This window comes from Stenotrophomonas sp. GW821-FHT01H02A (assembly GCF_059422145.1).
The window spans coordinates 44,415-68,899 of the sequence record NZ_JBWKWI010000004.1; the positions used below are offsets into that span (position 1 = coordinate 44,415).

Genomic DNA, 24,485 nt, shown 5'->3' on the forward strand with positions numbered 1-24,485 from the left:
CACTCATTTGGTGCGCGTCCGGGCCAGGGTCAGCACCACCACGCCGGCCAGGATCACCGCCATCGCAAGCAGGTCACGTCCACCGAAATGCTCGTTGCCGATGATCACGCCCAGGATCACCGCGATCACCGGATTGACGTAGGCATAGCTGGCCACCAGGGCCGGGCGCACGTTGTGCAGCAGCCAGACGTACGCCGTGAAGGCGACGATCGAGCCGAACATGCACAGGTAGGCCACCGCCAGCAGCCCATTCATGCTGGGCCAGGTGGTCGGGCGTTCGCCGCTGAGCAGGCCGAGCACGATCAGCATCACGCCACCGCACAGCATCTGTCCGGCAGCGGTCATGAACGGGCTGGGCAGGTCCAGCCCACGCGCCCAGATCGAGCCGAAGGCCCAGCCGACCGGCGCGATCAGCAGCAGGATCAGGCCCTGCGGGGAGGCGGTCAGGCTGCTGCCGGCGTTGAGCCAGACCACGCCGAGGAAGCCGATCACGATGCCAAGCCACTCGCCACGGCTGGCGTTCTGCCCGCGCATCGCGCCGAACAGGGCCATCCACAGTGGCACCGAGGCCACGGCGGTCGCCGCCAGGCCCGAGGACACCGTGCGCTCGGCCAGCACCACCATCCCGTTGCCCAGCACCAGCATGGTCAGGCCCATGATCGCCAGGTTGCGCCACTGGCGCCTGGTCGGCGCAGGCGAACCGCGCCAGCGCAGCACGGCGTACATCAGCGAACCGGCGATGATGAACCGGCCGCCCGAGACCATCGTCAGCGGCAGTGCGCCGCCCTCCAGCGCCAGCCGGATCCCGAGATAGGTGGACCCCCAGACCACGTATACCAGCAGCAGCGCCAGGACGACCAGGCCGCTGCGGGGAGCGGCCGACGGGGATTCGGGTAGGACGGCCATGGGCCACCACGGTGCGGGGGAACATGAATTCTAGGCCGTTGCCGATGGCGCGGCACCCTCCGTGCTGGCACGCTGATTTCATCCGGCCCACCGTGATGCGTGACACGCACCCGTTTTTGACGTGCGGTAAGGTAACAAGAGCATGCCAGGCCCCGGAGTGACGTCCGGGTGCCTCTTTCATCCGTAGCAACGCTTCCCAGCCAGGACCCCTTCCCTGCATGAGCACTTCCGTCCCCGCCACTGCGGCACACCCCGAACGGGCCGCCCTGCGGCGTTCCATCTCCAACACCCTCAAAGGCTCGGCCGGCAATCTGGTCGAGTGGTATGACGTCTACGTCTACTCGGTCTTTGCGGTCTACTTCGAATCCCAGTTCTTCTCGGCCGCCGACAAGAACTCCACGATGTACGTGTGGGCGATCTTCGCCGCCACCTTCCTGATGCGTCCGATCGGTGCGTGGTACTTCGGCCGTTTCGCCGACCGCTACGGCCGCCGCCTGGCGCTGACCGTCTCGGTCACGGTGATGGCCGCCTGCTCGTTCCTGATCGCGATCACCCCGACCGCCTCGCAGATCGGCATCTGGGCGGCGGTGATCCTGCTGTTCGCGCGCCTGCTGCAGGGCTTTGCCACCGGTGGCGAGTACGGCACCAGTGCCACCTACATGTCCGAGGCCGCCATTCCCGGTCGCCGCGGCTTCCTGTCCTCGTTCCATTACGTCACCCTGGTCGGTGGCCATGTGCTGGCGCAGCTGACCCTGCTGGGCATGCTCACCTTCTGGGGCAAGCCGGAAATCTCCGCCTGGGGCTGGCGCGTAGCGTTCGGCATCGGCGGTGTCGCGGCGATCGTCGTGTTCTGGCTGCGCCGCAGCATGGATGAGTCATTGCAGTCCGATTCCATCGATGCCGCCCGCGATGGCCGCGCCAAGGCGTCCGGCTCGATGCGCGAGCTGTTCGTCAACCAGTGGCGTCCGCTGCTGCTGTGCTTCCTGATCACCGCCGGCGGCACCGTCGCGTTCTATACCTATTCGGTCAACGGCCCGAAGATGATCCAGAGCGCATTTGCGGGCGATGACGTCATGACCGGCACGATGATCAACCTCGGCGTGCTGACCTTCCTGATGGTGCTGCAGCCGATCGGCGGCTGGCTGTCGGACATGGTCGGGCGCAAGAGCCTGCTGGTGTTCTTCGGCATCGGCGGCGTGCTGTACAGCTGGTACCTGATCACCGAGCTGCCCAACCAGCACGATCCGTTCATGGCCTTCCTGGTGCTGGGCATCGGCTTCGTGATCCTGACCGGCTATACCTCGATCAATGCGGTGGTCAAGGCCGAACTGTTCCCGACCCATGTGCGCGCGCTGGGTGTGGGCTTCGGTTACGCGATGGCCAACTCACTGTTCGGTGGCACCGCGCCGCTGCTGTACCAGGGTGCGCTGAAGACCGGCCAGGTCAGCATGTTCGCGGTGTACGTGACCGCGATCATCGCGGTGTCGCTGGTGGTCTATATGTTCTTCCTGACCAACAAGGGCCCGAACTGGCTCGATGGCACCCGCAAGTAACCGCGGCACGGCCTGCCCCGCGATCGCGCGGGGCGGGTGGATGCTGGCGATGCTGGTCCCGGCGTTCGCCGAGGCCAGCACCGCCACCCACGCAACCAGCGCCCCAACGGGCGCTGCATTGCTTTGGGTGGCGGCCCTGCTCACCGCCGGCACGACCGTGGCGTGGGTGCTGCGACGCCCATCGGCACAGGCCCGCTGGCCGCGAATGGGGTTTGGTATGGCGCTGCTGGCGGTAATGGCCGCGCTGGCGCTGCAACTGGCGGCTGATCTGGGCAGCGGGCACAGCGTACTGCAGCTGCGCTTCGGCCGGCATGTCGCCAGTGCGGCTACCCAGCCGACGCGGTTCGGCTGGATGATCGTCTGTTACCTGGCCGCGCTCGCGGCCAGCGGATGGGGCGCCTGGCGCCTGCTGCGGCGGCGCTGAGCGCCGCCGACGGCCTGCCTCAACGGCGCGCCGACTCGCTCTTCTCGCGCTCGGCGCGGAACTCGGAACCTTCTTCCCACTGCGGCCAGCGCCGGCTGTTGGCCAGTTCCGCACCCAGGTCGTAGACCAGCAGGGTGTCGGCGGCATGGCCGCTCGGGTCCCAGCTCGGGGTCCACGCATCGCAGGCCTGGTGATAGCAGGCGGCGAAGTACGCATCGCGCAGTTCACGGCCTTTCTCCACGCCGCCCTCGCGCATGTCCAGCCCCGGCCCGATGGTGATCGCCGGCACGCCGAGGCGGGCGAAGGCGAAGTGGTCGGCGCGGTAGAAGAAGCCGGCTTCCAGGTTGGGATCGGGCGAGTAGGTGCGGCCGCGTGCCTTGGCCACGCGCTCCAGGTCACCTTCCAGCGAGACCCGGCCCTTGCCCCACGAGGCGATATCGCGGGTCGGGCCATCCGGGCTGAACATCTCGATGTTCAACACGGCGGCGGTCTTGTCCAGCGGCGCCAGCGGGTGCGCAGCGTAGTAGCTGGCGCCGAGCAGGCCCTTCTCTTCGGCGGTCAGTGCCACGAAATACAGCGTGCGCTGCGGCTGCGGGCCAGCGGCGAAGACGCGGCCCAGCTCCAGCACGGTAGCCACGCCGGTGGCGTTGTCGATCGCACCACGACGGATGCGGTCACCCTTGGCATCGGGCTGGCCGATCCCGAACGCGTCCCAATGCGCGGAGAAGATCACCGCTTCGTCGGGGCGCGCGCCACCCGGCAGCTTGGCCACGACGTTGCGGGTGATCACCTGCTCGCGCTTGAGCTTGAAGTCTACCGAGAGCTGCGCATCGCCCAGGGCCACCGGGGTGAACGCCGGGGTCATGGCGCGACGCTTCTCCGCCTCGAAATCCAGGCCCACGTCGCGGAACAGCTGTTCGGCCAGGCTGCGCTGCATCCAGCCGCGCACCGGCACGTGCTGGGCCAGCGCCTGCTCGCGGGTGCGTTCGATATCGAACAGCGGCGAGGTGCCCGAGCTCTTCACCGTGGCCCAGCCATACGCGGCAGGCGCGGTCTCGTGCACGATCAGTACACCCTGCGCGCCGCGGCGCGCGGCTTCTTCGAACTTGTAGGTCCAGCGACCGTAGTAGGTCACCGCCTTGCCATCGAACGCACCCGGCTGGTCGGCCTCGAAATCGGCGTCGTTGATCAGCACCACGGCGATCTTGCCGTGCAGGTCGACGTCCTTGTAATCGTTCCAGTGGCGCTCGGGCGCGTCGATGCCGTAGCCGACGAACACCAGTGGCGCGTTCCTGATCGCCACCGCCTCCTGTGGGCGCAGGCTCTGCAGGGTCACGTCCTCGCCATTGACCAGGGCGCGCTGCTTGCCCTTCTGGCGCAGCTGCGCCCGCACCGGGCCATCCACCTGGGCGCGCACCATCGGCACCGGCTGCACCCAGCCGCCATCGACACCACCAGGCAGCAGGCCGTACTTCTTGAACTCTTCGATCAGGTACTGGACCGTGCGCTCTTCACCGGGCGTGGCCGGGGCGCGGCCTTCGAATTCATCCGAGGCCAGGATGCGTACATGTCGCGACAGTGCCTCCGGATCGATGCCGCCGCCGGGCAGGTCATTGGCGGCGTGGGCCAGGCCGCCCACGAACAGGCAGGACGACAGCAGCAGCATGCGCATCGGATTCACGGCAGACACCAGGACGGAAAACAGGACACCGGAGTGTAACGTGACACCCCTGTGACCGTGCACTAGCGTCGGTCGCGATCCAGCCAGCACGCCAGCCCCTGGGCGTTGAGTTCGATGTCCATCGCCAGCACCCGGGTCACCGCTTCATCGTCCAGCAGGCAGCCATGCGCCTGGGCACGTTCCAGGTACAGCGCGGTCAGCGCCGCGACCAGGCAACGATGCCGATCCGGGCGACCATCGCATTGGCGGCCGATCTCGACCATGGCGTCGATCTGCTCGACCAGATCGGCCGCCAGCTTGCGCGGCGGTGCCACGCGACCGTAGTGGGTCAGGTACATCGCCTGCGGGTCCTGCGCCAGCATCGTCGCGATGGATTGTTTCAGTGGCTCGGGATCGAAATGCACCGGCGAGGACGTGGGCACGATGAAGGCACCTTGCGCGCTGTCCAGTTCACGGTAAGACAGCCCGAAGGTGTCGCCGGTGAACCAACTGCGGCTGCGCGCATCCCACACGCACAGGTGATGGCGTGCGTGCCCGGGCGTGTCCACGCACACCAGCGCGCGCCCGGCCAGATCCACGGTGTGGCCATCTTCGGCGATCACCACCCGGTCTGCAGCGACCGCCAGGATCGGTCCATAGCTGCGTGCGATCTCCGCCTCACCATAGACCTCGGTGGCACCGGCGATCAGGCGGGTCGGATCGACCATATGCGGCGCGCCACGTGGATGCACCACCAGCGTCGCGTTGGGCAGCTGCTGCATCAGCAGCCCGGCACCACCGGCGTGATCGAGGTGCACGTGGGTCAGGATCAGCCAGTCGACCTGCGCAGGCGTGCAGCCGGCGCGGGCCAACGCGGCGAGCATCGCCGGCACGGCCAGGCCGGTGCCGCAATCGATGAAGGCCGCCCGGCCGTTTTCGACGATCAGGTAGGCGGCGTCGAAATCATCGCGCTGGAACGCGGTGTCGATCGTATGAATGCTGGGGTCGGAGTGCATCAACACATCCCTGGCACGAAACGCCCCCATCTTACGTCGATCAGTGCTGCGGCTTCGATGCGGCTTTGGTCGCAGTCGCGCTCAGCAGTGGCCCACGCAGCAGCACCGCGGCCACCATCACCGCCAGGAAGGCACCATAGGCGTAGAGCACGGCCAGCACCTGTCGCCAGATCGGCCCGGCATCGTTCTGGACCACGCCGATGTGATGGCCCCACAACATCGCCAGGATGCTCAGCACGAAGGCCAGCACCAGCGCGGCGCCATCGAACAGGCGGCGCGCGGTGCCACGCGGCTGGCGGGGAAACAACCAGTACAGCGTGCCCAGCAACGCGAACCAGGGCAGGAACAACAACAACGACAACCAAGCCATCGCAGTCTCCCGTGCAGGAACACGCCCCGCGGCGTGCAGGGGCATCATGCCATAGCGATGGCACCGACCAACGGTCGATGCCTACCGGATGGCGCGGTCGCCTGGTTGCCGGCCAGCGGCCGGCACTACGTGGTGCTGCGGGTGGCTGGATGCCGGACAGCAGGCGGCGTTACTCGCGCAGTGCCTGCAGTGCAGCCAGCACTACGTCCACTTCGGCCTCCAGCTTGAACAGCTCGCTCTGCAGCCCATCGCCGTGCTCGGTCTGCTTGAGCACGCCGATCAGCTGACCGGCATCGCGCGGCGAATCGAAGCCCTCGCTCTGGATCAGCAGCGTGCCGTCACCGGCCTGCAGCTTGAAGTAGAAGCGGCCGTCCTTTTCGCGGTACTGCTTGAACAGCGGCGGCGCCGCGCGCGCGGCCTCGCTTTCCTCGCTGGGCACGTCACCGGCGGTGGACAGATCGCGCAGGCCAACCGCATGGCGCAGCTCCTTCAGCAGCGGCACCGCGAACTGCTCGCGCAGCTGCTGGCCACGACGGCGCAGCAGCGCTTCGATCTTTTCCGGCTCGGCCATCAGCGCGTCATAACGCTCGCGCAGCGGGGTGATCTCGCTGTCGATCCGCTCGAACAGCTGCTGCTTGGCATCGCCCCAGCTGATGCCCTCGGCGAAGGCCTGTGCGAAGGCAGCGGTCTGCTCCGCGGTGGCGAACGCCTGGTACATCTGGAACAGTGCCGAGCCTTCGGTGCTCTTGGGCTCACCGGGTGCGCGCGAATCGGTGAGGATCGAGAACACCAGCTTCTTCAGCTCCGCGCGGGGCGCGAACAGCGGAATGGTGTTGTGGTAGCTCTTGCTCATCTTGCGGCCGTCCAGGCCCGCCAGCGTGGCGACCTGCTCATCGATCACCACCTCCGGCAACGGGAAGAACTCCTGGCCGTACACATGGTTGAAGCGCTGCGCGAAATCGCGCGCCATCTCGATGTGCTGGATCTGATCGCGGCCGACCGGCACGCGGTTGGCCTTGAAGATCAGGATGTCGGCGGCCATCAGCACCGGATACATGAACAGCCCCGCGCTGACCCCGGCGTCGTCATCAAGTTGCTCCTCGCGGTTCTTGTCCACGGCGGCCTTGTAGGCATGCGCGCGGTTGAGGATGCCCTTGCTGGCGATCACGGTCAGGAACCACATCAGCTCGGTGGTTTCCGGGATGTCGCTCTGCCGATAGAACCACACCTTGTCCGGATCCAGCCCGCACGCCAGCCAACTCGCCGCGATCTCCAGCGTGGAGCGCTGGGTGCGCTCCGGCTCCTGCGCCTTGATCAGGCTGTGCAGGTCGGCCAGGAAGAAGAAGCTCTCGATATCCGAGGCCTGGCTGGCGGTGATCGCCGGACGAATGGCGCCGACGTAGTTGCCCAGGTGGGGCGTGCCGGAGGGGGTGATGCCGGTAAGAACGCGGGTAGTCATGGGGAATCAATGCGGACAGATGAACCGCCCCAGTTTACCTGCCCGCGCTCAACCCCGTTGGCCGGTCCCGTGCGTTTGATCCTGCACCTGCCTTGCGGAGCCCTGCCATGCAACGCCTGATCCTGCCCCTGCTTGCCGTACTGGCCCTGTGCGGCTTCAAGCCGGCGGTTCCGCTTCGTTACGACACCGGCCCGGTGCACCTGACCGTGATCGACCGCGACAATGGCCAGGCCCTGACCCAGTACCGCCGGGATGGCCAGCGCTGGATCGCGGGCCAACAGGGCCACCGCTACAGCGTCCGCCTGCGCAACGGCAGCGCCGAGCGGGTGCTGGTGGTGCTCTCGGTCGATGGCCTGAATGCCATCAGCGGCGAGGTGGCCGCCCCCCACCAGACCGGCTACGTGCTCAACCCATGGCAGACCACCGACATCCACGGCTGGCGCAAATCCGACGACGAGGTCGCCCAGTTCGTGTTCACCGATCCGGAGCGCAGCTACGCCGGGCGCACCGGGCGCCCGGCCAACATCGGCGTGATCGGGGTGGCGGTGTTCCACGAAGCCGGGCGGCTGTCCCGGGAAGCCGTCCCCGCGGTGGCCGGGTCCGCAACGGCAAGGACACGCCCGCAGGCACGTGCGTCGACGATGGAGAGCGCCGGTGTGACCGGCTCCACCGCGCCGGCACCGCAGCTGGGCACCGGACATGGCCAGCGCGAGCAATCGCGGGTACGCAACACCGCGTTCGAACGCGACACCGTGCATCCCGCACAGCAGGTGCAGGTGCGTTACGACAGCGAGCGCAACCTGGTGGCGCGCGGGATCATTCCGCGGGCAAATGCACCCACGCGTGACGAGCCGCAGGCGTTTCCCGCCCAGTATGTGCCCGATCCACCGCCGTATCGCCGCCGCTGAAGGCGGAGTCCCCTCCACGAAAACGGGCCGCTTGCGCGGCCCGTTCCGGTTTCAATCCCCGACGGCGATGCCGTCGTGCTGGATCACCACTCAGTGGTAATCCGGATAATCCTTGCGCATGGCCGCTTCGAAGTCGCGGACTTCGGTTTCGGCACGGTCGCGTGCCCAGCCATAGCGTTCCTGCAGGCGACCGGCCAGGTACTCGGCATTGCCTTCGGCCACCTTGAAATCGTCGTCGGTCAGGTCGCCCCACTTGGCCTGCGCCTTGCCCTTGAGCTGCGTCCACTTGCCGGAAATGATGTCTTTGTTCATGGGTTCGCATCCTTGATTGCAACGGCCATCTCGCCGTGGGTCCAGAATGCGCGCGGTTGCGTTGCCGCGCGGTCAAGCAGCGATGAAACGCACGCTCACGAGCTTGAATGATTCACCCCTGCACGTATTGCGATGTCATGTGCCGGACATGAAAAAGGCCGGGAAATCCCGGCCTTTTCCGTTGACGACTGATCCGTGGATCAGTTGCCCTTGGCAGCGCCTTCGACCGTTTCACCGGCCTTCTGCACGTCCTTGCCGGCACCGGCAACGGTGTTGCAGCCGGACAGCATGGCCACCGAGAACATCGACAACAGCATCAGTGCGATAACACGCTTCATGGGGTTCTCCTGGTTGTTCAAATTCAATACCGAAATCCGGTCCCGCCTGTCAGAAGAGCACGCCAGCGCAGCTCCTCTTCCTGACCTGCAGTGCCGTGGGTCGAAACACACGGCGCCGCGTGAAGTGCAATCTGGCGGGAGAGGCGTGCAGCGGATGTGAATGCAGGAAAACGCGGTTCAGCCAGCCGTTCTAATCGCGCATCAGCGTCGATTTGCCGAACAGGCTCTCAACCAGATCGACCGCCAGTTCGGCAGTGGCATTGCGGTTGTCCAGCAGCGGGTTCAGCTCGACGATGTCCAGCGATCCCATGCGCCCGGTATCGGCGATCATCTCCATCACCAGCTGCGCTTCGCGGTAGTTGACGCCCCCTGGCACGGTGGTGCCCACGCCCGGCGCGATGCTCGGGTCGAGGAAGTCCACATCGAAGCTGACATGCAGATGGGTATTGGCATCGATGCCGGCCAGCGCCGCTTCCATGGTGCGTTTCATGCCGGCTTCGTCGATGTAGCGCATGTCGTAGACATCGACCTGGTGCTGCTTGATCAAGCGCTTCTCTTCCTGGTCCACCGAGCGGATGCCGATCTGGTGTACCTGCTGCGGACGGATCGCCGGTGCGTCGCCGCCGAGCCGGGTCAGCGCGTCCGGGCCGAGACCGCACAGGCAGGCCACCGGCATGCCGTGCACGTTGCCCGACGGGGTGACCTCGCTGGTATTGAAATCCGAATGCGCATCCAGCCACAGCACGCGCAGGTCCTTGCCCTGCTCGCGGCACCAGCGCGCGACGGCGGTGATGGAGCCGATCCCGAGGCAATGGTCGCCACCGAGCATGATCGGCATGCGGCCGGCCTGCAGCTCGGCGTAGGTCGCCTCCATCAGCACGCGGTTCCAGGCCACCACCTCGTCGAGGTGGCGGTAGCCGTGCACCGGTGCCGTCCACGGATTGCGCGGGCCGTCCAGGTTGCCGAGGTCGCGTACCTCCACGCCACGCGCGCTGAGTGCCTCACCGAGGCCCGCGATGCGCAGGGCGTCCGGTCCCAGACCCGCGCCACGGTGGCCTGCACCGACATCGGTGGGCACGCCAATCAGGGAAACCGGGGAATACGTCGCCATCGCTGTTGCCTCCATTGCAAAGAGGACCAGCATAGCCAGCGCGGCGGGATACGACTCGCGGCGCTGCAGCAGTCGTCATCGACCGTGCAGCAATGGTGCCGGCACCCGGATTCGAACTGGGGACCTACCGCTTACAAGGCGGTTGCTCTACCAACTGAGCTATGCCGGCATCGGCATCGCGGCGGGATGACCGTCGCGGAGCCGGGATTCTAGCGCAAGCGCGCGCATTCCAGCGAGCGGTGCTGGGCCGCGCCACTGCGCTGGCGGGCCGCGGCGGCGTCGGTACCATCGGCCAGGGTCGCATCCAGCCACCACTGCGCGCTGCCATCGCCGCCGCTGGCGACCATAGTCGCCTTGAAACCGGCCGCGCCCAGCGCCGCCAGGCGACGATCCGCGCCCTCCCGGTTGCGGTACTGGCCCAGCGCGATGGCATTGGCCTCCTCGCCCTGGGCAATGATGTAGTAGTCGCTCACCCCGGCCGCGACGATGCGCTTGACCGTGGCCTGCGTCTCTTCGCGGCTCGCCGCAGGCGGCAGCAGCACCCGGTAGCGGGTGGCGCCGGCATCGGCGACCTCGCGCAGCTTCGCCGCACGCAGGGCCCCGCCGGCGCGTGACTGGGCGGCCTGCGCGGCAGCGCGGTCAGCGAAGGGCCCCAGGCTCACGCATCGGGCAGGCGTGGGGGGCGCGGTGACCGGTGCAGCGGCCGCTACCGGTGCGGGTGCCGGCGCGGCAGGGGCCGGCGTCGGGCTGGGCGTGGGGGCCGCAGTCACGGCCGCGGGCGGCGCCGCGCTGGTGGCCGGCGGCTGGGTCACCGGCGCTGGCGCCGGGGTCACGTCCTGCAACGCCGGTGCGGCGTTCTGCGCCGGGGTGGCGGTGCTCGGCGCCTGCGGGGTCGGCAGCACTTCCAGCTGCGCCACCCCGACCGGCGACGGCGGTGGCGCGCTGACCGGTTCGCCGCGCAGCAGCCACCACAGCGCGACCCCGAGGTTGAGGATGACCAGCACGACGATCAGGGCACGGGTAAGCATCGGCTGATCCTAGCCTGCCGACGGCGGTTGGTGCACGGCCCAGCGGGCCAGCCCATCGAGCACCAGCGAGGGCTGGAATTCGGCATCGCCAAGCAGCGGCAGCAGCGCGGGTGCACCGCCACCGTGCACCAGCAGATGTGGCAGCGAGCCGAGGCGCTCGCCGCCCTGCACGCGGCTGCGTTCGATCAACGCCACGGCCGCGCCATCGCAGCCGGAAGCCAGCGCGTCGGCGGTGTCGTTGGCGAACTCGCTGTAGTCACCGCCTGCGGCCGGCAACTGCACGGCGCGCGCATGCAGCGCTTCGCGCATGGTGGTCGGCGAGGCGGCAATGCGTCCGCCGTGATGCTGGCCATCGGCGTCGAGCAGGTCGATGGTGAGGGCGGTGCCCACCCCGGCGATCAACACGGCCTGGCCACGGTCCGCTACGGCCAGCAGGGCCAGGTAGCGATCCACGCCGAAGCGGCTGGGATCGGCGTAAGCGATCCGCACACCGGCGTACTCGGCTTCGGTGCGCGCGACCCGGACGTGGCGGAAGCGCGCCTGCAACACATCCAGCATGGCCGCCGTCAGCGACGGTGCCGCGACGCTGGCGACATAGGCGGTATCACCTGAAGGCAGTGCTTCCAATGCCAACGCAGGCATCGCTTCGGCGCCATGCGGCCACGCCTGCACGTCACCCGCGCGCACGCCCTGCAGCGGCGCGAACTTGAAGCGGGAATTGCCCAGATCAAACAACCAGTCGCTCATTGCGCCCTCACGCTGACTTCGCCCGCATGGAAACTCCGCTCGCTGCCGTCGATGCGCACGCGCAGCGCACCATCGGCGGCCAGACCCAGTGCCGTGCCGACGAACAGCGCGCCGCCCTCTTCCACCTGCACCTCGCGCCCGGCCAGGCTGTCCAGCGCGGCGTAACGGGCAAGGAACGGTGCCAGTCCCTCCTGCTCGAACGCTTCCAGCGCGGGCAGCAGGGCGGCCAGGATGCGTGCGACCACGGCGTTGCGCGAGGTCTGTTCGCCGGACAGTGTGTCCAGGTCGGTCCAGGGCTGGGTGATCTCTGCGGCAAAGGCCGCGGGCATGCGCACATTGACCCCCAGGCCGATCACCGCGCGCGCGGGGCCGGCGAATTCACCGCCCCCTTCGATGAGCAGGCCGCCGAGTTTGCGCCCTTCAACGATCAGATCATTCGGCCACTTCAGCGCAACGTCGCGGAAACCCGCGTCGCGCAGCGCTTCGGCCACCGCGACACCGGCGACCAGACTCAGCCCGCCCAGCCGCGATAATCCACCGGCAAAGCCGCGCAGCACCGAGAGATAGACATGCGCCGCCAAGGGCGAGGCCCAGACCCGCCCGCGCCGGCCACGGCCCCGGGTCTGCCGCTCGGCCAGCAGCACCGCTACGCCGCGCTCTGGCGCGCTGCAGCGCAACAATTCACTGTTCGTTGACGCAACCGACCAGGCGATCTCCAGCGAGGCCAGCTGAGTGGCGACTGCAGCCGGCAGCGCGGCCTGGATCGTCCCGGCGTCCAGCAGGTCCAGCGGCTGCTGGAGTTGGTAGCCGTCACCGGCGCGCCCGTCGATATCGACGCCAGCCGCCCTAAGTCCTTGAATCCGCTTCCAAATCGCGGCACGGGTCTGGCCCAGTTCGCGCGCCAGCGCGTCGCCGGACAGGCGACCGGCGCCCAGTTTGGCCAGCAGTTGGCGGTCGTCCACGGCAGCTTCCATCGGGTAAACGGGAAAAGTATGCGGGAAAGCCGGCGCCAGCGCCCGCCCGGGGCCTTCCAATCCCCTGACGGAATCGGGCTAGAATCGAGAACTTGACCCGCCCTGTGGATGTTGACGATGCGCCCGTTCGCCCATTGCCTGCTCCTCCTGATGGCCCCGCTGGTCGCGCACGCTTCCGATGCGCTCACCACGGCGGGCCGCGGCGCGTGTGTCTATTCGGGTAGCGAGAACGAGCGCAGTGCGCCCGCATCGGCGTCGGCCTCCGCAGCGCCGGCCACCGTCAAGCCCAGCGCCAGCAGCGGTACCAGCACCGGCGGCGGGGGCGATGACGACGTGCTGCCGCGCATGCGCGCGCCGAAGTGGCACAGCTTCCTGCCGGGTATGTTCCGCTGATCGAACGACTGTTGGGCTGGCTGCGTCGCACGCCACGCCAGATCGACCCCACCCTCTGGGAGAGCACCTGCCGCCGCGCCGCGTGGCTGCAGCAACTCGGTCCTGACCGCCGCGAACGCCTGCGCGCCCTCGCCGCCCGTTTCCTGCATGAAAAGACCATCAGCCCTGCTGCCGAGCTGCAGTTGGACGACGCCGATGGCGTGTTGCTGGCCGCGCTGTGCTGCCTGCCGCTGATGGAGCTGGGTGAGATCGGGCTGCGCGGCTGGTCGCAGCTGATCGTTTATCCCGATGCCTTCCGCGTGCATCGCAGCCATGTGGATGCGGCGGGCGTGCTGCACGAATGGGACGACGCGCTGATCGGTGAGTCGTGGGACAGCGGCCCGCTGATTCTGTCGTGGGCCGACATCCAGGCCGACATCGCCGATCCCGAAGCCGGGTTCTGCGTGGCGGTGCATGAGATGGCGCACAAGATCGATGCACTGGACGGCGCGATCGACGGCACGCCGCCGCTGCCGCGTGCGTGGCAGAAACAATGGGCGGCGGACTTCCAGCCGGCCTACGATGCGTTCTGCGCCGAGGTGGACAGCGGTCGGCAGACGCTGATCGATCCGTATGCATCCGAGGCGCCGGAAGAATTCTTCGCGGTGGTCAGCGAGTACCACTTCTCCGCACCCGCGCTGCTGGCGCGTGAGATGCCGGCTGTGGCCGGGCACCTGCGGCGGTTCTACGGTCCGTCGCCGCTGATGCGGTAAGGCCGTTACGGCCCCGGCGGCAGTTTCACTTCGAAGCGCGCGCCGCCCAGCTCCGGTGAGCGCTTGACCTGCAGTTCACCGCGGTAGTCCTTGATCAGGTCCTGCACGATCGACAGGCCGATGCCGTGGCCCTGCACCCGCTCGTCGCCACGCACGCCACGCTGCAGCACCTTGGCGATGTCTTCCGGCGCGATGCCCGGGCCATCGTCATCCACCGACAGCACCAGGCCGGCGCGGCGCGCGCCCGGTGCCGGCAACGGATGCGCGGTCAGCAGCACACGGCGCTTGGCCCACTTGAACGCGTTCTCCAGCAGGTTGCCGAGCAGTTCCTGCAGATCGCCGGGCTCGCCATGGAAACGCGCGGCCGGATCGATGTCGAATTCGCACAGGACACCCTTGGACGCGTAGACCTTCTCCAACCCGCGCACGATTTCTTCGGCGTTGGATTCGATCGGCAGTGGGGCGGAGAACAGCTTGTGCCCGGACGATGCCGCGCGTGCCAGCTGGTAGGACACCAGGTTGTTCATGCGCCGCAGCTGCACGTCGAACTCTTCGCGCAGATCTTCGTCACGTGCGCCGCTGTCGAGCTGCGTACGCAACACCGCGAGCGGTGTTTTCAGACTGTGCGCGAGATCGGCCAGGGTGTTGCGCTGGCGTTCGAGGTTCTCGCGCTCGCTTTCGATGAAGGCGTTGATGCTGTCGGTCAGCGGCTCGAGCTCGCGCGGATGACGTTCGCTCATGCGCTCGGTTTCACCGCGCTGGACCTTGGTCAGTTCGTTGATCACGCGCCGCATCGGGCGCAGGCTCCACTGCAGGATGACGGTCTGCAGCAGCAGCAGGATCAGGCCGATGCCGCCGAGGTAGAACCACACCCGCCCACGGAACACGCGCAGCTGGGCGCCGAGCGCGCGCGAGTCTTCGAGCACGTAGATGGTGTACGGGAATTCGGTGGCCGGGTCGGCGTCGGCATCCCAGACCAGGCCCATGCCATAGCGGTAGGCCGAGCCCTCGCTGCCGTCGATCTGGATCATCGGCAACGGGCCTTCGAAGACTTCCTGGCGCGGGGCCAGCATGCCGCCGCCCACGGTGGGCAGCATCGGGCCTTCGGCGGACATGGAGTTGCCCTTGCCGTCCGGCATCACGACCTGCAGATAGAGGCCACTGCCGGGAACATCGAAGCGCGGGTCCGGTGGCTGCTCGCGGATGTACAGCGAGCGGTCGCGGGTGAAATCGATGCCGGCCGCATAGGCGGTGGCGTAGTTCTTCAGCCGCTCGCGCAGGTTGGCCTTCGCGGTATCGGCGAAGGCAGCGTCCAGCGCGTAGCCGGCCAGGGCCAGGAAGGCCACCAGGCCCACCGAGGCGGCCAACAGCTGGCGCGCCTGCAGTGAGCGCGGCCGCCAGCGTTTAAAGAACCACAGACGACCGGACATCATCTATCGGCAGCCGCAGCTCAGCCTTCGTTGCGCGGAATGGCGAAACGGTAACCGCGGCCACGCACGGTTTCGATCGGCTTGAGTTCGCCGTCGGCGTCGAGCTTCTTGCGCAGGCGGCCGATGAAGACCTCCAGCACGTTCGAGTCGCGGTCGAAGTCCTGCTGATAGATGTGTTCGGTGAGGTCGGCCTTGGAGACCAGTTCACCGGCATGCATCATCAGGTACTCCAGCACCTTGTACTCGTAGCTGGTGAGGTCCACGTTGCTGCCATTGACGCTGACCGTCTGCGCGGCCAGATCCAGCGCGACCGGACCGCACTCCAGCGTCGGCTTGCTCCAGCCGGCGGCACGGCGCAGCAGCGCATTGACGCGGGCCAGCAGCTCTTCGACATGGAACGGCTTGACGAGGTAATCGTCGGCGCCCTGCTTGAGCCCTTCGACCTTGTCCTGCCAGCTCGAACGCGCGGTCAGGATGAGCACGGGGAACTTCTTGCCCTCGTCGCGCAGCGCCTTGATCAGTTCCATGCCCGACATCTTGGGCAGGCCCAGATCGATGATGCCCACGTCGAACGGTACTTCGCGGCCCATGTACAGACCTTCCTCACCGTCCTGCGCGGCATCGACGGCAAAGCCTTCGCGCTTGAGCCGGGCTGCCAGTGTTTCCCGCAGCGGGGCTTCGTCTTCGACCAGAAGGATACGCATGAACTCTCCCTAGTGTCCTGGGTATGGCCCCATGGGGCCAGTGGGTAATGCAGATGACTGCGGACAACTATCCCTGTTCAGGGGTTATCGCCGCGTAGTGATGACATATCCGAGCGCGGCGTGCGGGGCTGTGAACGCGATGTCGCGGGATCGTCCATGTAGCGGACGCGACCGCGGTCATCCATGTACTTGACCCGGTTGATGTCACGCCCGTCGAAGGGCACGCGCTCGGCGCCGAGGATGTGTCCACCGGTAGTCCGCTGTACCCGGCGCACCGCATCGGACAGCGAGCGCTCCTGCGGACCACCCCGTTCGGCCGTGCGCATCATCTCGGCACGGGCCGCTTCCGGCGGCATCTGGGCCCACGCACTGCCGGTGGAGGCAGCAGCGCCCGTCACCAACAAGGCGAAGGCGGCAATGCGGCGGTGGCGGGTCACGGAGAACATCGGTCTGATCCTAGCGGAGCGCGGCTAAACGTTCAAAAGTTGTGAATCGGCAACCGCCGGCCTGGGCCGGCGCTTTACGAATCTTTAGCGAATTCTTGGTTTTAGCCAGTGAATCCGGTCTGAACTTTTCCGGTTGCCCCTCCGCGCCGTTCATCTAAGTGAACATTGGCGGCCAAAGCAGCGCCCTTGTCAAGCCGACAAGGCAGGCGGCTTACGCCGCAACGCGTTCCGCCTGGGCGCGGGTCACCGCCAGCGCCTGCTCGATCAGGCTCCAGTCGGCCCCGGCGCGGTGCGAGCCCTCGCTCAGGATCTGGCGGAAGGCACGCCCCCCCGGCTGCCCGTGGAACAGCCCCAGCAGGTGGCGGGTGATGTGCTTGAGGGCCAGCCCGCTGGCCAGCCGGGCCTCGATGTAGGGCTGCATGGCGCGCAGCAGCGCCTCGCGTGACTGCAGCGGGGCACCGGTCTGGGCAGCCTCCAGCTGATGCAGCACGTAGGGGTCATGGTAGGCCGCGCGGCCCAGCATCACCCCGTCCAGCGCCGGCAGGTGGGCCTGCGCGGCCTCGACCGTGGCCAGGCCACCGTTGAGCACGATCCGCAGCTGCGGACGATCGGCCTTGAGGCGGTGCGCCCAGTCGTAGCGCAGCGGCGGCACTTCGCGGTTTTCCTTGGGCGACAGGCCCTTCAGCCACGCGTTGCGGGCATGCACCACCAACATCGAACTCCCGGCGTTGGCCGACTGATCGACGAAGTTGACGAAGCTTTCGTAGTCGTTGTCGTCATCCACGCCCAAGCGGCACTTGACCGTGACCGGGATGTCCACCGCGGCAACCATCGCGCCCACGCACTCGGCGACCAGCGCCGGCTCGCGCATCAGGCAGGCACCGAAGCGCCCGGCCTGGACCCGATCGGAGGGGCAGCCACAGTTGAGGTTGACCTCGTCATAGCCCCATTCCTGTGCGATGCGCGCGGCCTGGGCGAGCAGGGCCGGATCGCTGCCACCGAGCTGCAGCGCGAGCGGATGCTCGCTGCCATCGAAGCCGAGCAGGCGCTCGCGGTCGCCATGGATCACCGCGTTGGCGTGCACCATCTCGGTGTACAGCCGCGCGCCCGGCGCCAGCAGCCGGTGGAAGTACCGGCAATGGCGGTCCGTCCAGTCCATCATCGGGGCGACGGACAGGCGCAGGGAGGCGGCGTAACGCACGGCGGCGTCGGTGGCAGGCTGGGTCATGGGGCGCAAGGCTATCTGGATTCACTGGCAATGCCAGCGCAATCAATAGTTTACCCCCTTCCCATGAACGCTGCCCGAGGGTGCGGCCGGCCGCCGGATCGCGTGCGGAGTACCCGCCCGCAACGACGGCAGTAGACAATGCAGCCCTGCACGTCCCTCCCAGGCATCCATGCCCGCGCTTCGTCTGCCCAGTTTCGACCCCTCCACCGAGCAAGGCGTCCTGCGCCTGTCGATCGCCGCGTCGTTGGCGATGGCCGCCGCGGCCGTGGCGTTCGGCCTGTTGGCCAACTCCTCGCTGATCATCTTCGACGGCATCTACGGGCTGATCGACGTGGTGATGACGTGGCTGTCGCTGCTGGTGGTGCGCCTGATCAGCCTGTCGACCCAGGTCGATACCCTGCAGTCGCGCTTGAACCAGCGCTTCACCATGGGCTTCTGGCACCTGGAGCCGATCGTGCTCGGGGTCAGCGGCACGTTGATGATCGGTGCGGCGCTGTACGCGGCGGTCAACGCGGTGGATGCCCTGATGTCCGGTGGGCGCGAGATCGCGCTGGGGCCGGCGATCCTGTTCGCGGTCATTTCGATCGCGGCCGAAACCGGCCTGGCACTGTTCGTGCGCCGGGCGAACCGGTCGATCGGCTCGGACTTCATCGCCCTGGATGCCAAGAACTGGGTGGTCGCGGCCAGCATGTCCGCCGCGTATCTGGTCGCGTTCGTCGGCGGCTATGTGCTGGGCGGGACGCAGTGGGCATGGCTGGTGCCGTACATCGATCCGGCGATCCTGCTGGTGGTCTGCCTGTTCGTGGTCGTCGCGCCCATGGGTACGGTGCGCCAGGCGTTGTCGGACATTCTGCTGATCACCCCGCTGGATCTGCAGACCCATGTGGACGAGGTGGCGCGCGACATCGTCGCCAGGCACGGTTTCCTGGAATACCGCAGCTACGTGGCCAAGGTCGGGCGCGGTGAGCAGATCGAACTGTTCTTCGTGGCGCGCGCGGATGATCCGCCGCGGCCGCTGATCGAGTGGGACCGGCTGCGCGATGAGATCGGCGAGGCGCTGGGCGAGGAGTCGCCGGACCGCTGGCTCACGATCATGTTCACGACGGATCGGGAGTGGGCGATCTGAGCGAGGCCAACGTGCCTCGCCCTATCGTTCGGTCACCACGCTGCCCTGCTTCCACTGCCGCGGTGACTGCCCGGTCTGCGCCTTGAACGCGCGCGACAACGCCGCTTCGCTGCCGTAGCCCACATCGATGGCGATGCGCTTGAGCGGATGGCCGCGGCGCAGTGCCTGTTGCACCAGGCGGGTGCGCCAGCCCTGCAGATAGTGCCCGGGCGTGCTGCCGATGGTGTCGCGGAAGCTGTCGGCGAAGGCGCTGCGCGACATCCCGGCGCGCTGGGCGAGCGACGCCAGCGTCCACTCGTCGGCCGGTGCCTCGTGCATGGCCACCAGCGCGTGGCGCAACCGCGGATGGGCCATGCCGGCAAGCAGGCCGACGCGGATCTGGCCGCTCTCCATCAGCGCGCGCAGGATCTGGATCAGCACGACTTCAAACAGGCGATCCAGCAATGCCTGGCGGCCGCAGCGCTGCGCGAACGCTTCTTCGAACAACAACGAGAGCACCGGCTGGCCGCCATACAGGCCGTCCAACGGCAGGCAGACGACCGGCGGCAGTGCGGCGGCGACCGGGTTGTTGGCGCCGCCTTCGAACTGCAGGTTGGCGCAGGCAAAGTCGGCACCCCGGGTGGCATCGGTGACGAAGCGGTGCGCGAGCGGGCGCGGGTACAGCAGTACGCTGGGGGTGCTGATCTGCAGCACGCTGCCGTCCGGATGCTCGACGCGTACATCGCCATCGCGGATCAGATGCAGCTGGCCGCGCTCGCCGTCGGCCGGCAGATCGGTGATGCCGCACAGCGCGCCGGCATGGAAGACCTCGGCCGACACCGCGAAACGGTCCAGCAGGGATTGCAGTCGATCGACCATGGCGGACTCCAGATCAAGTTTTCTGGACTAAATGTTGCCACAAGTACGGTTCAGGCGCGCACAGTACACCTGCCATCTGGCCCACCCCTTTCACTCCGCAGGAGATTCCCATGTCCATTGCCAACGTTCTGTATACCGCCCAGGCCACTGCCAACGGCGGCCGCGACGGCCGCGCCGTCTCTTCCGACAACGTGCTGGACATCCAGCTCTCCACCCCGCGCGAGCTCGGCGGTGCGGGCGGCCCGGGCACCAACCCGGAGCAGCTGTTCGCCGCCGGCTACTCGGCCTGCTTCCTGGGCGCGCTGAAGTACGTGGCCGGCCAGGCCAAGGTCGCCCTGCCGGCGGAAACGCAGATCACCGGCAAGGTCGGCATCGGCCAGATCCCGACCGGTTTCGGCATCGAAGTCGCGCTGGAGATTTCGGTCCCGGGCCTGCCGCGCGAGCAGGTTGAAGACCTGGTGCAGAAGGCGCACATCGTGTGCCCGTACTCGAACGCGACCCGCGGCAACATCGACGTGACGCTGACGGTGGTCTGAAAAAAATGGGCGGCTGCCTGACTTGATCGTCTGGCAACCGCCCATCCCACCGCGGTGGATCCCGTGGGCGTGCCCGCAGGATGCATCTTGTTCCGTTGCAACGACCAACGGTCGTTGCCTACCTGGGGCACCGTCGTTGTCGGCCAGCGGCCGGCACTGCCGGAACCGGCTCTTATTTGTCGTGCGTGATCAGCTGCACCACGCTGGAGAAATCCAGCTTGCCGCGGCCGGCCTGGTGGTTCATCGAATACAGGTTGCGGGCCAGCTCGCCCAGCGGAATCGAGGCGCCGACACTCATCGCCGCTTCCACTGCCAGGCCCATGTCCTTGAGCATCAGGTCGCTGCCGAAGCCGCCGCTGTAACCACGCGAGGCCGGGGCGTTTTCCAGCACACCGGGCCACGGGTTGCACACTTCGGTGGCCCAGCTGCGGCCCGTGCTGACCGCCATCATCTGCGAGAGCACCTTCGGGTCCAGCCCGTGCGCGACGCCCAGTGCGATCGACTCACCGGTCACCGCCATGATCACGCCCAGCGCCATGTTGTTGCACAGCTTGGCGACCTGTCCGGCACCGCTGGCGCCGACATGGAAGATGTTCTTGCCCATCGCCTGCAGCAGCGGACGCGCACGCTCCAATGCTTCGGCTTCACCACCGACGATGAAGGTCAGGGTGCCGGCCTGGGCGCCAGCAGTGCCGCCGGAGACCGGGGCGTCCAGCATCTGCAGGCCACGTGCCGCGGCCGCTTCGGCGACCTTGCGGGCGGTGGCCGGGGCGATGGTGCTGCAGTCGATGACCAGCGCGCCACCGGGGATATCGGCCAGCAGGCCGTCGTCACCGAGGTAGACGCCTTCGACGTGGCGGCTGGCCGGCAGCATCGAGATGACGATCTCGGCGTCGGTCAGCGTATCCAGTGCCGAGCTGGCGGCGGTGGCGCCGGCATCGACGGCGGCCTGCACGGCGGCGGGCACCAGGTCGAACACGCGCACCGCGTGGCCGGCCTTGGCCAGGTTGGCGGCCATCGGGCCACCCATGTTGCCCAACCCGATGAATGCAATACGGCTCATGCGTGGCTCCTTTCAGGGACGGTGGCACCGAGGTCGGCCAGCGGATGCGCGGCATCGGACCACGGCGAAACGAAGAACGTGCGGGCCCACTCGCCAGTGGCTTCGGCCAGCGTGCGCGGCTGCCACTGCGGGTTGCGGTCCTTGTCGATCAGCAGCGCGCGGATGCCTTCGGCGAAGTCGCCATGGGCCGCCGCGTGGAGTGCTGCGACGTATTCGATGCGGTAGACCTCGGCCAGCGAGGCGCCCTCGGCCAGGCGCTGCAGCTCGAACGCGAGCCGTGCCGAACCCGGCGCGCCGGCGGCCAGCGTGGCCTGCGCGCTGGTCAGCCAGGCATCCTCGCTCTCCAGGGCAAGGATCGCATCGACGATCACGCCGACGTCGTCGCCAGCGCACAGCGCATCGACGGTGGCGGCATTGCGCAGCAACGGGCCGGTGGCCGCATCGCTGGCGTGCTGCTGCAGCAGTGCGGTCAGTTGTTCGTGGTTGCGCTTGGCCTCGCGGCTCCAGTGCACGTCTGCCAATGCGTTGAACACGGTCTCGCGCTGCGCCTCGGCGATGTGGATGTCGGCCAGGCCGGCGTAGATCGCATCGCCGGCGTTGAGCGGTGCACCGGTCAGGGCCAGGAACAGGCCGCCGTGGCCGGGCACGCGCGGCAGCAGCCAGCTGCCACCGACGTCCGGGAACAGGCCAACGGTGATCTCCGGGAACGCCAGCTTGGAGCGCTCGCTGACCACACGGTGGCTGGCGCCGGACATCAAGCCGATGCCGCCGCCCATGACGATGCCATGGCCCCAGCACAGGATCGGCTTGGGATAGGTGTGGATCGCGTAGTCGACGCGGTACTCGACGTCGAAGAATTCCGCTGCGTAAGCGTTGTCGCGGATGTCGGTCTTCCCGCGCTCGCGGTAATCGACCATGCTGCGGTACAGGCTGTGCAGGTCGCCGCCGGCGCAGAAGGCCTTTTCGCCTGCGCCCTGCAGCACCACCAGCGCGATGCCGTCATCAACGGCCCAGGCCTCCAGCCGCTCGCGCAGCAGGTGCGCCATCGGCAGCGAGAACCCGTTGAGGGTGCGCGCTGCGTTGAGCGTGGCGATGCCGATGCGCGTGCCATTGGCGGCGGCGCGCTCTTCGAACAGCACCGGCGCCTCGTCGTTGGCGACGACCGTGCTCATGCGTTCTTCCACTGGGGGGCGCGCTTTTCCAGGAAGGCGTTCACGCCCTCGGCCTGGTCGGCACTGTCGAACAGATCGACGAAGGCCTCGCGCTCGGCCACCAGCGCCGAGGCGTGGGTACCGGTGCGGGTGGCCTGCACCAGGGTCTTGCAGGCGGCGATGCTGGTCGGGCTCTGCTTGCCGGCTTTGTGCGCCCATGCCAGGGCCAGTGCCTTGGCCTCGCCCTTGCCGACCTTTTCTTCGACCAGGCCGATACGCAGTGCGGTGTCCGCATCGATGCGCTCGCCCAGCAGGATCATGCGCTTGGCCCAGCCTTCTCCCACCAGACGCGGCAGGTTCTGGGTGCCACCGGCGCACGGCAGCAGGCCGACGGTGGCCTCCGGCAGCGCCACCTGGGCATGTTCTTCGATGATGCGCAGGTCGCAGGCCAGCGCGCACTCCAGACCACCGCCCATCGCGTAGCCGTTGATCGCCGCGATGGACACCCCACGGAAACCGGACAGGGCTTCGAAGGCTTCGCCGAAGCGTCGTGCGGCTTCGCGTGCGGCGGCCTTGTCACCGGAGGCGAACTGCTTCAGGTCGGCGCCGGCGGAGAAGAACTTCTCGCCGTCGCCGGTGATCACCAGCGCGTAGATGTCGCGGTCCGCATTGAGCGCGCCGACCAGATCGCGCAGCGCCGACAGGCTGTGCACGGTCCAGGTATGCGCCGGCGGGTTGTCGAGGGTGATGACCGCGACGTGGCCATCGGCCTCGACCTTCAGGCCGACATGGTCATGCTGGCGCCATTCCATCATCGCAGTTCCTCTTCAGTGTTGAGCAGGTGGCGGGCGACGATCACACGCATGATCTCGTTGGTGCCCTCCAGGATCTGGTGCACGCGCGAATCGCGCAGCAACCGTTCAATCGGATATTCGCGGATGTAACCGTAGCCGCCGTGGATCTGCAGTGCGTCGTTGCAGATGTTGAAGCCGGCATCGGTGGCGAAGCGCTTGGCCATCGCGCACCACACGTTGGCGTCGCTGGCGCCGGCATCGAGCTTGCGCGCGGCGGTGTGCACCATCTGCCGCGCCGCGACCAGCTGGGTAGCCATGTCGGCCAGCTTGAACTGCAGCGCCTGGAACTCCGACAGCGCCTTGCCGAACTGGCGGCGCTCGCCCATGTAGCGGCGGGCGGCATCCACGGCGCCCTGCGCCGCGCCCAGCGAGCACGCGGCGATGTTGATGCGGCCACCATCCAGGCCCTTCATGGCCAGCTTGAAGCCGCTGCCTTCCTCGCCGAGCAGATGGCTGACCGGCACGCGCACGTTCTCGAACGTGATGCCACGGGTCGGCTGGCTGTTCCAGCCCATCTTCTCTTCCTTGCGGCCGTAACTGATGCCGGGCAGATCGGCCGGCACCGCGATCGCGCTGATGCCACCGGCGCCTGGGCCCCCGGTGCGCGCCATCACTACCAGCAGCTCGGTGGCACCGGCGCCGGAGATGAAGGCCTTGGAGCCGTTGAGCACGTAGTGGTCGCCATCACGCACCGCGCTGGTCTTCAGCGAGGCCGCGTCCGAGCCGGCACCCGGCTCGGTCAGGCAGTACGAGGCCAGCTTGGTGCCGGCGGCCAGGTCTGCGCCCCATTCGGCCCGCAGGCTCTCCTGGCCCCACTTGGCCACCATCCACGACGCCATGTTGTGGATGCTGACATAGGCCGCCGTGGACGGATCCACGTTGGCGAGCTCCTCGATGACGACGGCGGCGTCCAGACGGCTCAAGCCGCTGCCACCGACCTCGGGGTCCATGTACAACCCACAGAACCCGAGTTCCCCTGCCTTGGCGATCGCCTCGCGCGGAAAGATGCCCTCCGCATCCCATCGCGCGGCATGCGGCGCCAGTTCGGCCTGGGCGAAGTCACGCGCTGCCTCTCTATAGGCCTGCTGCGCTTCGTCGAGTTCCGTCGTCGTCGAGTGGCTCATGGTCGAACTCCGTT

Annotated in this window: 27 protein-coding genes and 1 tRNA gene; 7 read left to right on the forward strand and 21 right to left on the reverse strand. The window is 67.8% G+C overall.

The genetic code is table 11. The annotated features are described in order from the left end of the window. Positions 1-3: 3 nt before the first annotated feature. Positions 4-906, reverse strand: coding sequence for a drug/metabolite exporter YedA (gene yedA / locus AC07WC_RS07530; RefSeq protein ID WP_495209455.1), 903 nt, complete (start codon positions 904-906; stop codon positions 4-6). 218 nt (positions 907-1,124) lie between these two features. Between yedA and AC07WC_RS07535 the strand changes: the two genes are divergently transcribed. Then, on the forward strand, positions 1,125-2,459 hold the full coding sequence (locus AC07WC_RS07535; RefSeq protein WP_495209456.1) for an MFS transporter: 1,335 nt from the start codon (positions 1,125-1,127) through the stop codon (positions 2,457-2,459). A gap of 40 nt (positions 2,460-2,499) precedes the next feature. Further along, the gene (locus tag AC07WC_RS07540; RefSeq protein ID WP_495209457.1) at positions 2,500-2,883 is read left to right on the forward strand and encodes a hypothetical protein; all 384 of its coding nucleotides are present in this window, start codon (positions 2,500-2,502) and stop codon (positions 2,881-2,883) included. Positions 2,884-2,902: 19 nt separating this feature from the next. Here the strand turns inward: AC07WC_RS07540 and AC07WC_RS07545 are convergent, their stop codons facing one another. From AC07WC_RS07545 to AC07WC_RS07560, 4 genes are all read right to left on the reverse strand, one after another. Further along, positions 2,903-4,555 carry a M28 family metallopeptidase gene (locus AC07WC_RS07545; RefSeq protein ID WP_495209684.1) on the reverse strand — a complete coding sequence of 551 codons (1,653 nt, stop codon included), beginning with the start codon at positions 4,553-4,555 and terminating at the stop codon, positions 2,903-2,905. Between the two features lie 71 nt (positions 4,556-4,626). Continuing rightward, a complete protein-coding gene (locus tag AC07WC_RS07550; protein WP_495209458.1) occupies positions 4,627-5,559 on the reverse strand; it encodes an MBL fold metallo-hydrolase in 933 nt (310 codons plus the stop codon). Positions 5,560-5,599: 40 nt separating this feature from the next. Continuing rightward, positions 5,600-5,929: a hypothetical protein gene (locus AC07WC_RS07555; RefSeq protein ID WP_495209459.1), complete on the reverse strand. Its 330-nt coding sequence runs from the start codon at positions 5,927-5,929 to the stop codon at positions 5,600-5,602. A gap of 169 nt (positions 5,930-6,098) precedes the next feature. Further along, complete coding sequence (locus tag AC07WC_RS07560; protein WP_293983733.1) at positions 6,099-7,388, reverse strand: tryptophan--tRNA ligase; 1,290 nt, start codon at positions 7,386-7,388, stop codon at positions 6,099-6,101. A 107-nt stretch (positions 7,389-7,495) separates the two neighbouring features. Between AC07WC_RS07560 and AC07WC_RS07565 the strand changes: the two genes are divergently transcribed. Then, positions 7,496-8,296, forward strand: a complete 801-nt coding sequence (locus AC07WC_RS07565; RefSeq protein ID WP_495209460.1) for a hypothetical protein — start codon at positions 7,496-7,498, stop codon at positions 8,294-8,296. A 90-nt stretch (positions 8,297-8,386) separates the two neighbouring features. On the opposite strand, the gene AC07WC_RS07570 is transcribed toward AC07WC_RS07565, so the two are convergent. The 7 genes from AC07WC_RS07570 to birA all read right to left on the reverse strand — a co-directional run bounded on the left by AC07WC_RS07570 (position 8,387) and on the right by birA (position 12,794). Then, complete coding sequence (locus AC07WC_RS07570; RefSeq protein WP_019185523.1) at positions 8,387-8,608, reverse strand: CsbD family protein; 222 nt, start codon at positions 8,606-8,608, stop codon at positions 8,387-8,389. Between the two features lie 200 nt (positions 8,609-8,808). Beyond that, the gene (locus AC07WC_RS07575; protein ID WP_019185522.1) at positions 8,809-8,946 is read right to left on the reverse strand and encodes an entericidin A/B family lipoprotein; all 138 of its coding nucleotides are present in this window, start codon (positions 8,944-8,946) and stop codon (positions 8,809-8,811) included. 190 nt (positions 8,947-9,136) lie between these two features. Continuing rightward, positions 9,137-10,057: an arginase gene (gene rocF / locus AC07WC_RS07580; protein ID WP_495209461.1), complete on the reverse strand. Its 921-nt coding sequence runs from the start codon at positions 10,055-10,057 to the stop codon at positions 9,137-9,139. 93 nt (positions 10,058-10,150) lie between these two features. Continuing rightward, a tRNA-Thr gene (locus tag AC07WC_RS07585) sits at positions 10,151-10,226 on the reverse strand. A gap of 40 nt (positions 10,227-10,266) precedes the next feature. Continuing rightward, entirely contained in the window at positions 10,267-11,085 is an 819-nt protein-coding gene (locus tag AC07WC_RS07590; RefSeq protein WP_495209462.1) for an SPOR domain-containing protein, read from the reverse strand. A 9-nt stretch (positions 11,086-11,094) separates the two neighbouring features. Next, on the reverse strand, positions 11,095-11,832 hold the full coding sequence (locus AC07WC_RS07595) for a type III pantothenate kinase (RefSeq protein ID WP_495209463.1): 738 nt from the start codon (positions 11,830-11,832) through the stop codon (positions 11,095-11,097). Further along, complete coding sequence (gene birA / locus AC07WC_RS07600; RefSeq protein WP_495209464.1) at positions 11,829-12,794, reverse strand: bifunctional biotin--[acetyl-CoA-carboxylase] ligase/biotin operon repressor BirA; 966 nt, start codon at positions 12,792-12,794, stop codon at positions 11,829-11,831. Before birA ends, AC07WC_RS07595 begins: the two co-directional genes overlap by 4 nt. A 129-nt stretch (positions 12,795-12,923) precedes the next feature. Here birA and AC07WC_RS07605 point away from each other — a divergent pair, with 129 nt between their 5' ends. Together AC07WC_RS07605 and AC07WC_RS07610 are read left to right on the forward strand one after the other, a co-directional pair. After that, a complete protein-coding gene (locus AC07WC_RS07605; protein ID WP_495209465.1) occupies positions 12,924-13,199 on the forward strand; it encodes a hypothetical protein in 276 nt (91 codons plus the stop codon). Continuing rightward, positions 13,166-13,951, forward strand: coding sequence for a M90 family metallopeptidase (locus AC07WC_RS07610; protein WP_495209466.1), 786 nt, complete (start codon positions 13,166-13,168; stop codon positions 13,949-13,951). Before AC07WC_RS07605 ends, AC07WC_RS07610 begins: the two co-directional genes overlap by 34 nt. A gap of 5 nt (positions 13,952-13,956) precedes the next feature. Here the strand turns inward: AC07WC_RS07610 and AC07WC_RS07615 are convergent, their stop codons facing one another. The 4 genes from AC07WC_RS07615 to dusA form a co-directional block, all read right to left on the reverse strand. Continuing rightward, on the reverse strand, positions 13,957-15,381 hold the full coding sequence (locus AC07WC_RS07615) for an ATP-binding protein (protein WP_070474511.1): 1,425 nt from the start codon (positions 15,379-15,381) through the stop codon (positions 13,957-13,959). Positions 15,382-15,401: 20 nt separating this feature from the next. Beyond that, positions 15,402-16,085, reverse strand: a complete 684-nt coding sequence (locus tag AC07WC_RS07620; protein ID WP_019185514.1) for a response regulator transcription factor — start codon at positions 16,083-16,085, stop codon at positions 15,402-15,404. Between the two features lie 77 nt (positions 16,086-16,162). Further along, complete coding sequence (locus AC07WC_RS07625; protein WP_495209467.1) at positions 16,163-16,531, reverse strand: hypothetical protein; 369 nt, start codon at positions 16,529-16,531, stop codon at positions 16,163-16,165. A gap of 211 nt (positions 16,532-16,742) precedes the next feature. Continuing rightward, positions 16,743-17,759 carry a tRNA dihydrouridine(20/20a) synthase DusA gene (gene dusA / locus AC07WC_RS07630; RefSeq protein WP_495209468.1) on the reverse strand — a complete coding sequence of 339 codons (1,017 nt, stop codon included), beginning with the start codon at positions 17,757-17,759 and terminating at the stop codon, positions 16,743-16,745. A 169-nt stretch (positions 17,760-17,928) separates the two neighbouring features. Between dusA and AC07WC_RS07635 the strand changes: the two genes are divergently transcribed. Then, positions 17,929-18,885, forward strand: a complete 957-nt coding sequence (locus AC07WC_RS07635) for a cation diffusion facilitator family transporter (RefSeq protein ID WP_495209469.1) — start codon at positions 17,929-17,931, stop codon at positions 18,883-18,885. 21 nt (positions 18,886-18,906) lie between these two features. Here the strand turns inward: AC07WC_RS07635 and AC07WC_RS07640 are convergent, their stop codons facing one another. Beyond that, positions 18,907-19,743, reverse strand: coding sequence for an AraC family transcriptional regulator (locus tag AC07WC_RS07640; RefSeq protein ID WP_495209470.1), 837 nt, complete (start codon positions 19,741-19,743; stop codon positions 18,907-18,909). 110 nt (positions 19,744-19,853) lie between these two features. Between AC07WC_RS07640 and AC07WC_RS07645 the strand changes: the two genes are divergently transcribed. Next, positions 19,854-20,279 (forward strand): organic hydroperoxide resistance protein, encoded by a 426-nt coding sequence (locus AC07WC_RS07645; RefSeq protein WP_346469083.1) that lies wholly within the window; start codon positions 19,854-19,856, stop codon positions 20,277-20,279. Between the two features lie 172 nt (positions 20,280-20,451). On the opposite strand, the gene mmsB is transcribed toward AC07WC_RS07645, so the two are convergent. The 4 genes from mmsB to AC07WC_RS07665 are packed head-to-tail and all read right to left on the reverse strand — an operon-like array spanning position 20,452 to position 24,471. Continuing rightward, positions 20,452-21,342 carry a 3-hydroxyisobutyrate dehydrogenase gene (gene mmsB, locus AC07WC_RS07650; protein WP_483001666.1) on the reverse strand — a complete coding sequence of 297 codons (891 nt, stop codon included), beginning with the start codon at positions 21,340-21,342 and terminating at the stop codon, positions 20,452-20,454. Next, positions 21,339-22,514 (reverse strand): enoyl-CoA hydratase/isomerase family protein, encoded by a 1,176-nt coding sequence (locus AC07WC_RS07655; protein WP_495209471.1) that lies wholly within the window; start codon positions 22,512-22,514, stop codon positions 21,339-21,341. The genes mmsB and AC07WC_RS07655 overlap by 4 nt, the downstream gene beginning before the upstream one ends. After that, on the reverse strand, positions 22,511-23,308 hold the full coding sequence (locus AC07WC_RS07660) for an enoyl-CoA hydratase (protein ID WP_495209472.1): 798 nt from the start codon (positions 23,306-23,308) through the stop codon (positions 22,511-22,513). Before AC07WC_RS07660 ends, AC07WC_RS07655 begins: the two co-directional genes overlap by 4 nt. Continuing rightward, on the reverse strand, positions 23,305-24,471 hold the full coding sequence (locus AC07WC_RS07665; RefSeq protein WP_495209473.1) for an acyl-CoA dehydrogenase family protein: 1,167 nt from the start codon (positions 24,469-24,471) through the stop codon (positions 23,305-23,307). The genes AC07WC_RS07660 and AC07WC_RS07665 overlap by 4 nt, the downstream gene beginning before the upstream one ends. Between the last annotated feature and the right edge of the window lie 14 nt (positions 24,472-24,485).

What these genes read in the sequence shown, in the direction of transcription:
- AC07WC_RS07570 (WP_019185523.1), bottom strand. Translation starts at nt 8,608, where the DNA reads ATGAACAAAGACATCATTTCCGGCAAGTGGACGCAGCTCAAGGGCAAG.
- AC07WC_RS07665 (WP_495209473.1), bottom strand. Translation starts at nt 24,471, where the DNA reads ATGAGCCACTCGACGACGACGGAACTCGACGAAGCGCAGCAGGCCTAT.
- rocF (WP_495209461.1), bottom strand. Translation starts at nt 10,057, where the DNA reads ATGGCGACGTATTCCCCGGTTTCCCTGATTGGCGTGCCCACCGATGTC.
- AC07WC_RS07560 (WP_293983733.1), bottom strand. Translation starts at nt 7,388, where the DNA reads ATGACTACCCGCGTTCTTACCGGCATCACCCCCTCCGGCACGCCCCAC.
- AC07WC_RS07595 (WP_495209463.1), bottom strand. Translation starts at nt 11,832, where the DNA reads ATGAGCGACTGGTTGTTTGATCTGGGCAATTCCCGCTTCAAGTTCGCG.
- AC07WC_RS07645 (WP_346469083.1), top strand. Translation starts at nt 19,854, where the DNA reads ATGTCCATTGCCAACGTTCTGTATACCGCCCAGGCCACTGCCAACGGC.
- AC07WC_RS07540 (WP_495209457.1), top strand. Translation starts at nt 2,500, where the DNA reads ATGCTGGCGATGCTGGTCCCGGCGTTCGCCGAGGCCAGCACCGCCACC.
- AC07WC_RS07605 (WP_495209465.1), top strand. Translation starts at nt 12,924, where the DNA reads ATGCGCCCGTTCGCCCATTGCCTGCTCCTCCTGATGGCCCCGCTGGTC.
- AC07WC_RS07555 (WP_495209459.1), bottom strand. Translation starts at nt 5,929, where the DNA reads ATGGCTTGGTTGTCGTTGTTGTTGTTCCTGCCCTGGTTCGCGTTGCTG.
- dusA (WP_495209468.1), bottom strand. Translation starts at nt 17,759, where the DNA reads ATGACCCAGCCTGCCACCGACGCCGCCGTGCGTTACGCCGCCTCCCTG.
- AC07WC_RS07615 (WP_070474511.1), bottom strand. Translation starts at nt 15,381, where the DNA reads ATGTCCGGTCGTCTGTGGTTCTTTAAACGCTGGCGGCCGCGCTCACTG.
- AC07WC_RS07575 (WP_019185522.1), bottom strand. Translation starts at nt 8,946, where the DNA reads ATGAAGCGTGTTATCGCACTGATGCTGTTGTCGATGTTCTCGGTGGCC.
- AC07WC_RS07655 (WP_495209471.1), bottom strand. Translation starts at nt 22,514, where the DNA reads ATGAGCACGGTCGTCGCCAACGACGAGGCGCCGGTGCTGTTCGAAGAG.
- AC07WC_RS07535 (WP_495209456.1), top strand. Translation starts at nt 1,125, where the DNA reads ATGAGCACTTCCGTCCCCGCCACTGCGGCACACCCCGAACGGGCCGCC.
- AC07WC_RS07545 (WP_495209684.1), bottom strand. Translation starts at nt 4,555, where the DNA reads ATGCGCATGCTGCTGCTGTCGTCCTGCCTGTTCGTGGGCGGCCTGGCC.
- AC07WC_RS07635 (WP_495209469.1), top strand. Translation starts at nt 17,929, where the DNA reads ATGCCCGCGCTTCGTCTGCCCAGTTTCGACCCCTCCACCGAGCAAGGC.
- AC07WC_RS07590 (WP_495209462.1), bottom strand. Translation starts at nt 11,085, where the DNA reads ATGCTTACCCGTGCCCTGATCGTCGTGCTGGTCATCCTCAACCTCGGG.
- AC07WC_RS07565 (WP_495209460.1), top strand. Translation starts at nt 7,496, where the DNA reads ATGCAACGCCTGATCCTGCCCCTGCTTGCCGTACTGGCCCTGTGCGGC.
- AC07WC_RS07660 (WP_495209472.1), bottom strand. Translation starts at nt 23,308, where the DNA reads ATGATGGAATGGCGCCAGCATGACCATGTCGGCCTGAAGGTCGAGGCC.
- AC07WC_RS07550 (WP_495209458.1), bottom strand. Translation starts at nt 5,559, where the DNA reads ATGCACTCCGACCCCAGCATTCATACGATCGACACCGCGTTCCAGCGC.
- AC07WC_RS07620 (WP_019185514.1), bottom strand. Translation starts at nt 16,085, where the DNA reads ATGCGTATCCTTCTGGTCGAAGACGAAGCCCCGCTGCGGGAAACACTG.
- mmsB (WP_483001666.1), bottom strand. Translation starts at nt 21,342, where the DNA reads ATGAGCCGTATTGCATTCATCGGGTTGGGCAACATGGGTGGCCCGATG.
- yedA (WP_495209455.1), bottom strand. Translation starts at nt 906, where the DNA reads ATGGCCGTCCTACCCGAATCCCCGTCGGCCGCTCCCCGCAGCGGCCTG.
- AC07WC_RS07640 (WP_495209470.1), bottom strand. Translation starts at nt 19,743, where the DNA reads ATGGTCGATCGACTGCAATCCCTGCTGGACCGTTTCGCGGTGTCGGCC.
- AC07WC_RS07625 (WP_495209467.1), bottom strand. Translation starts at nt 16,531, where the DNA reads ATGTTCTCCGTGACCCGCCACCGCCGCATTGCCGCCTTCGCCTTGTTG.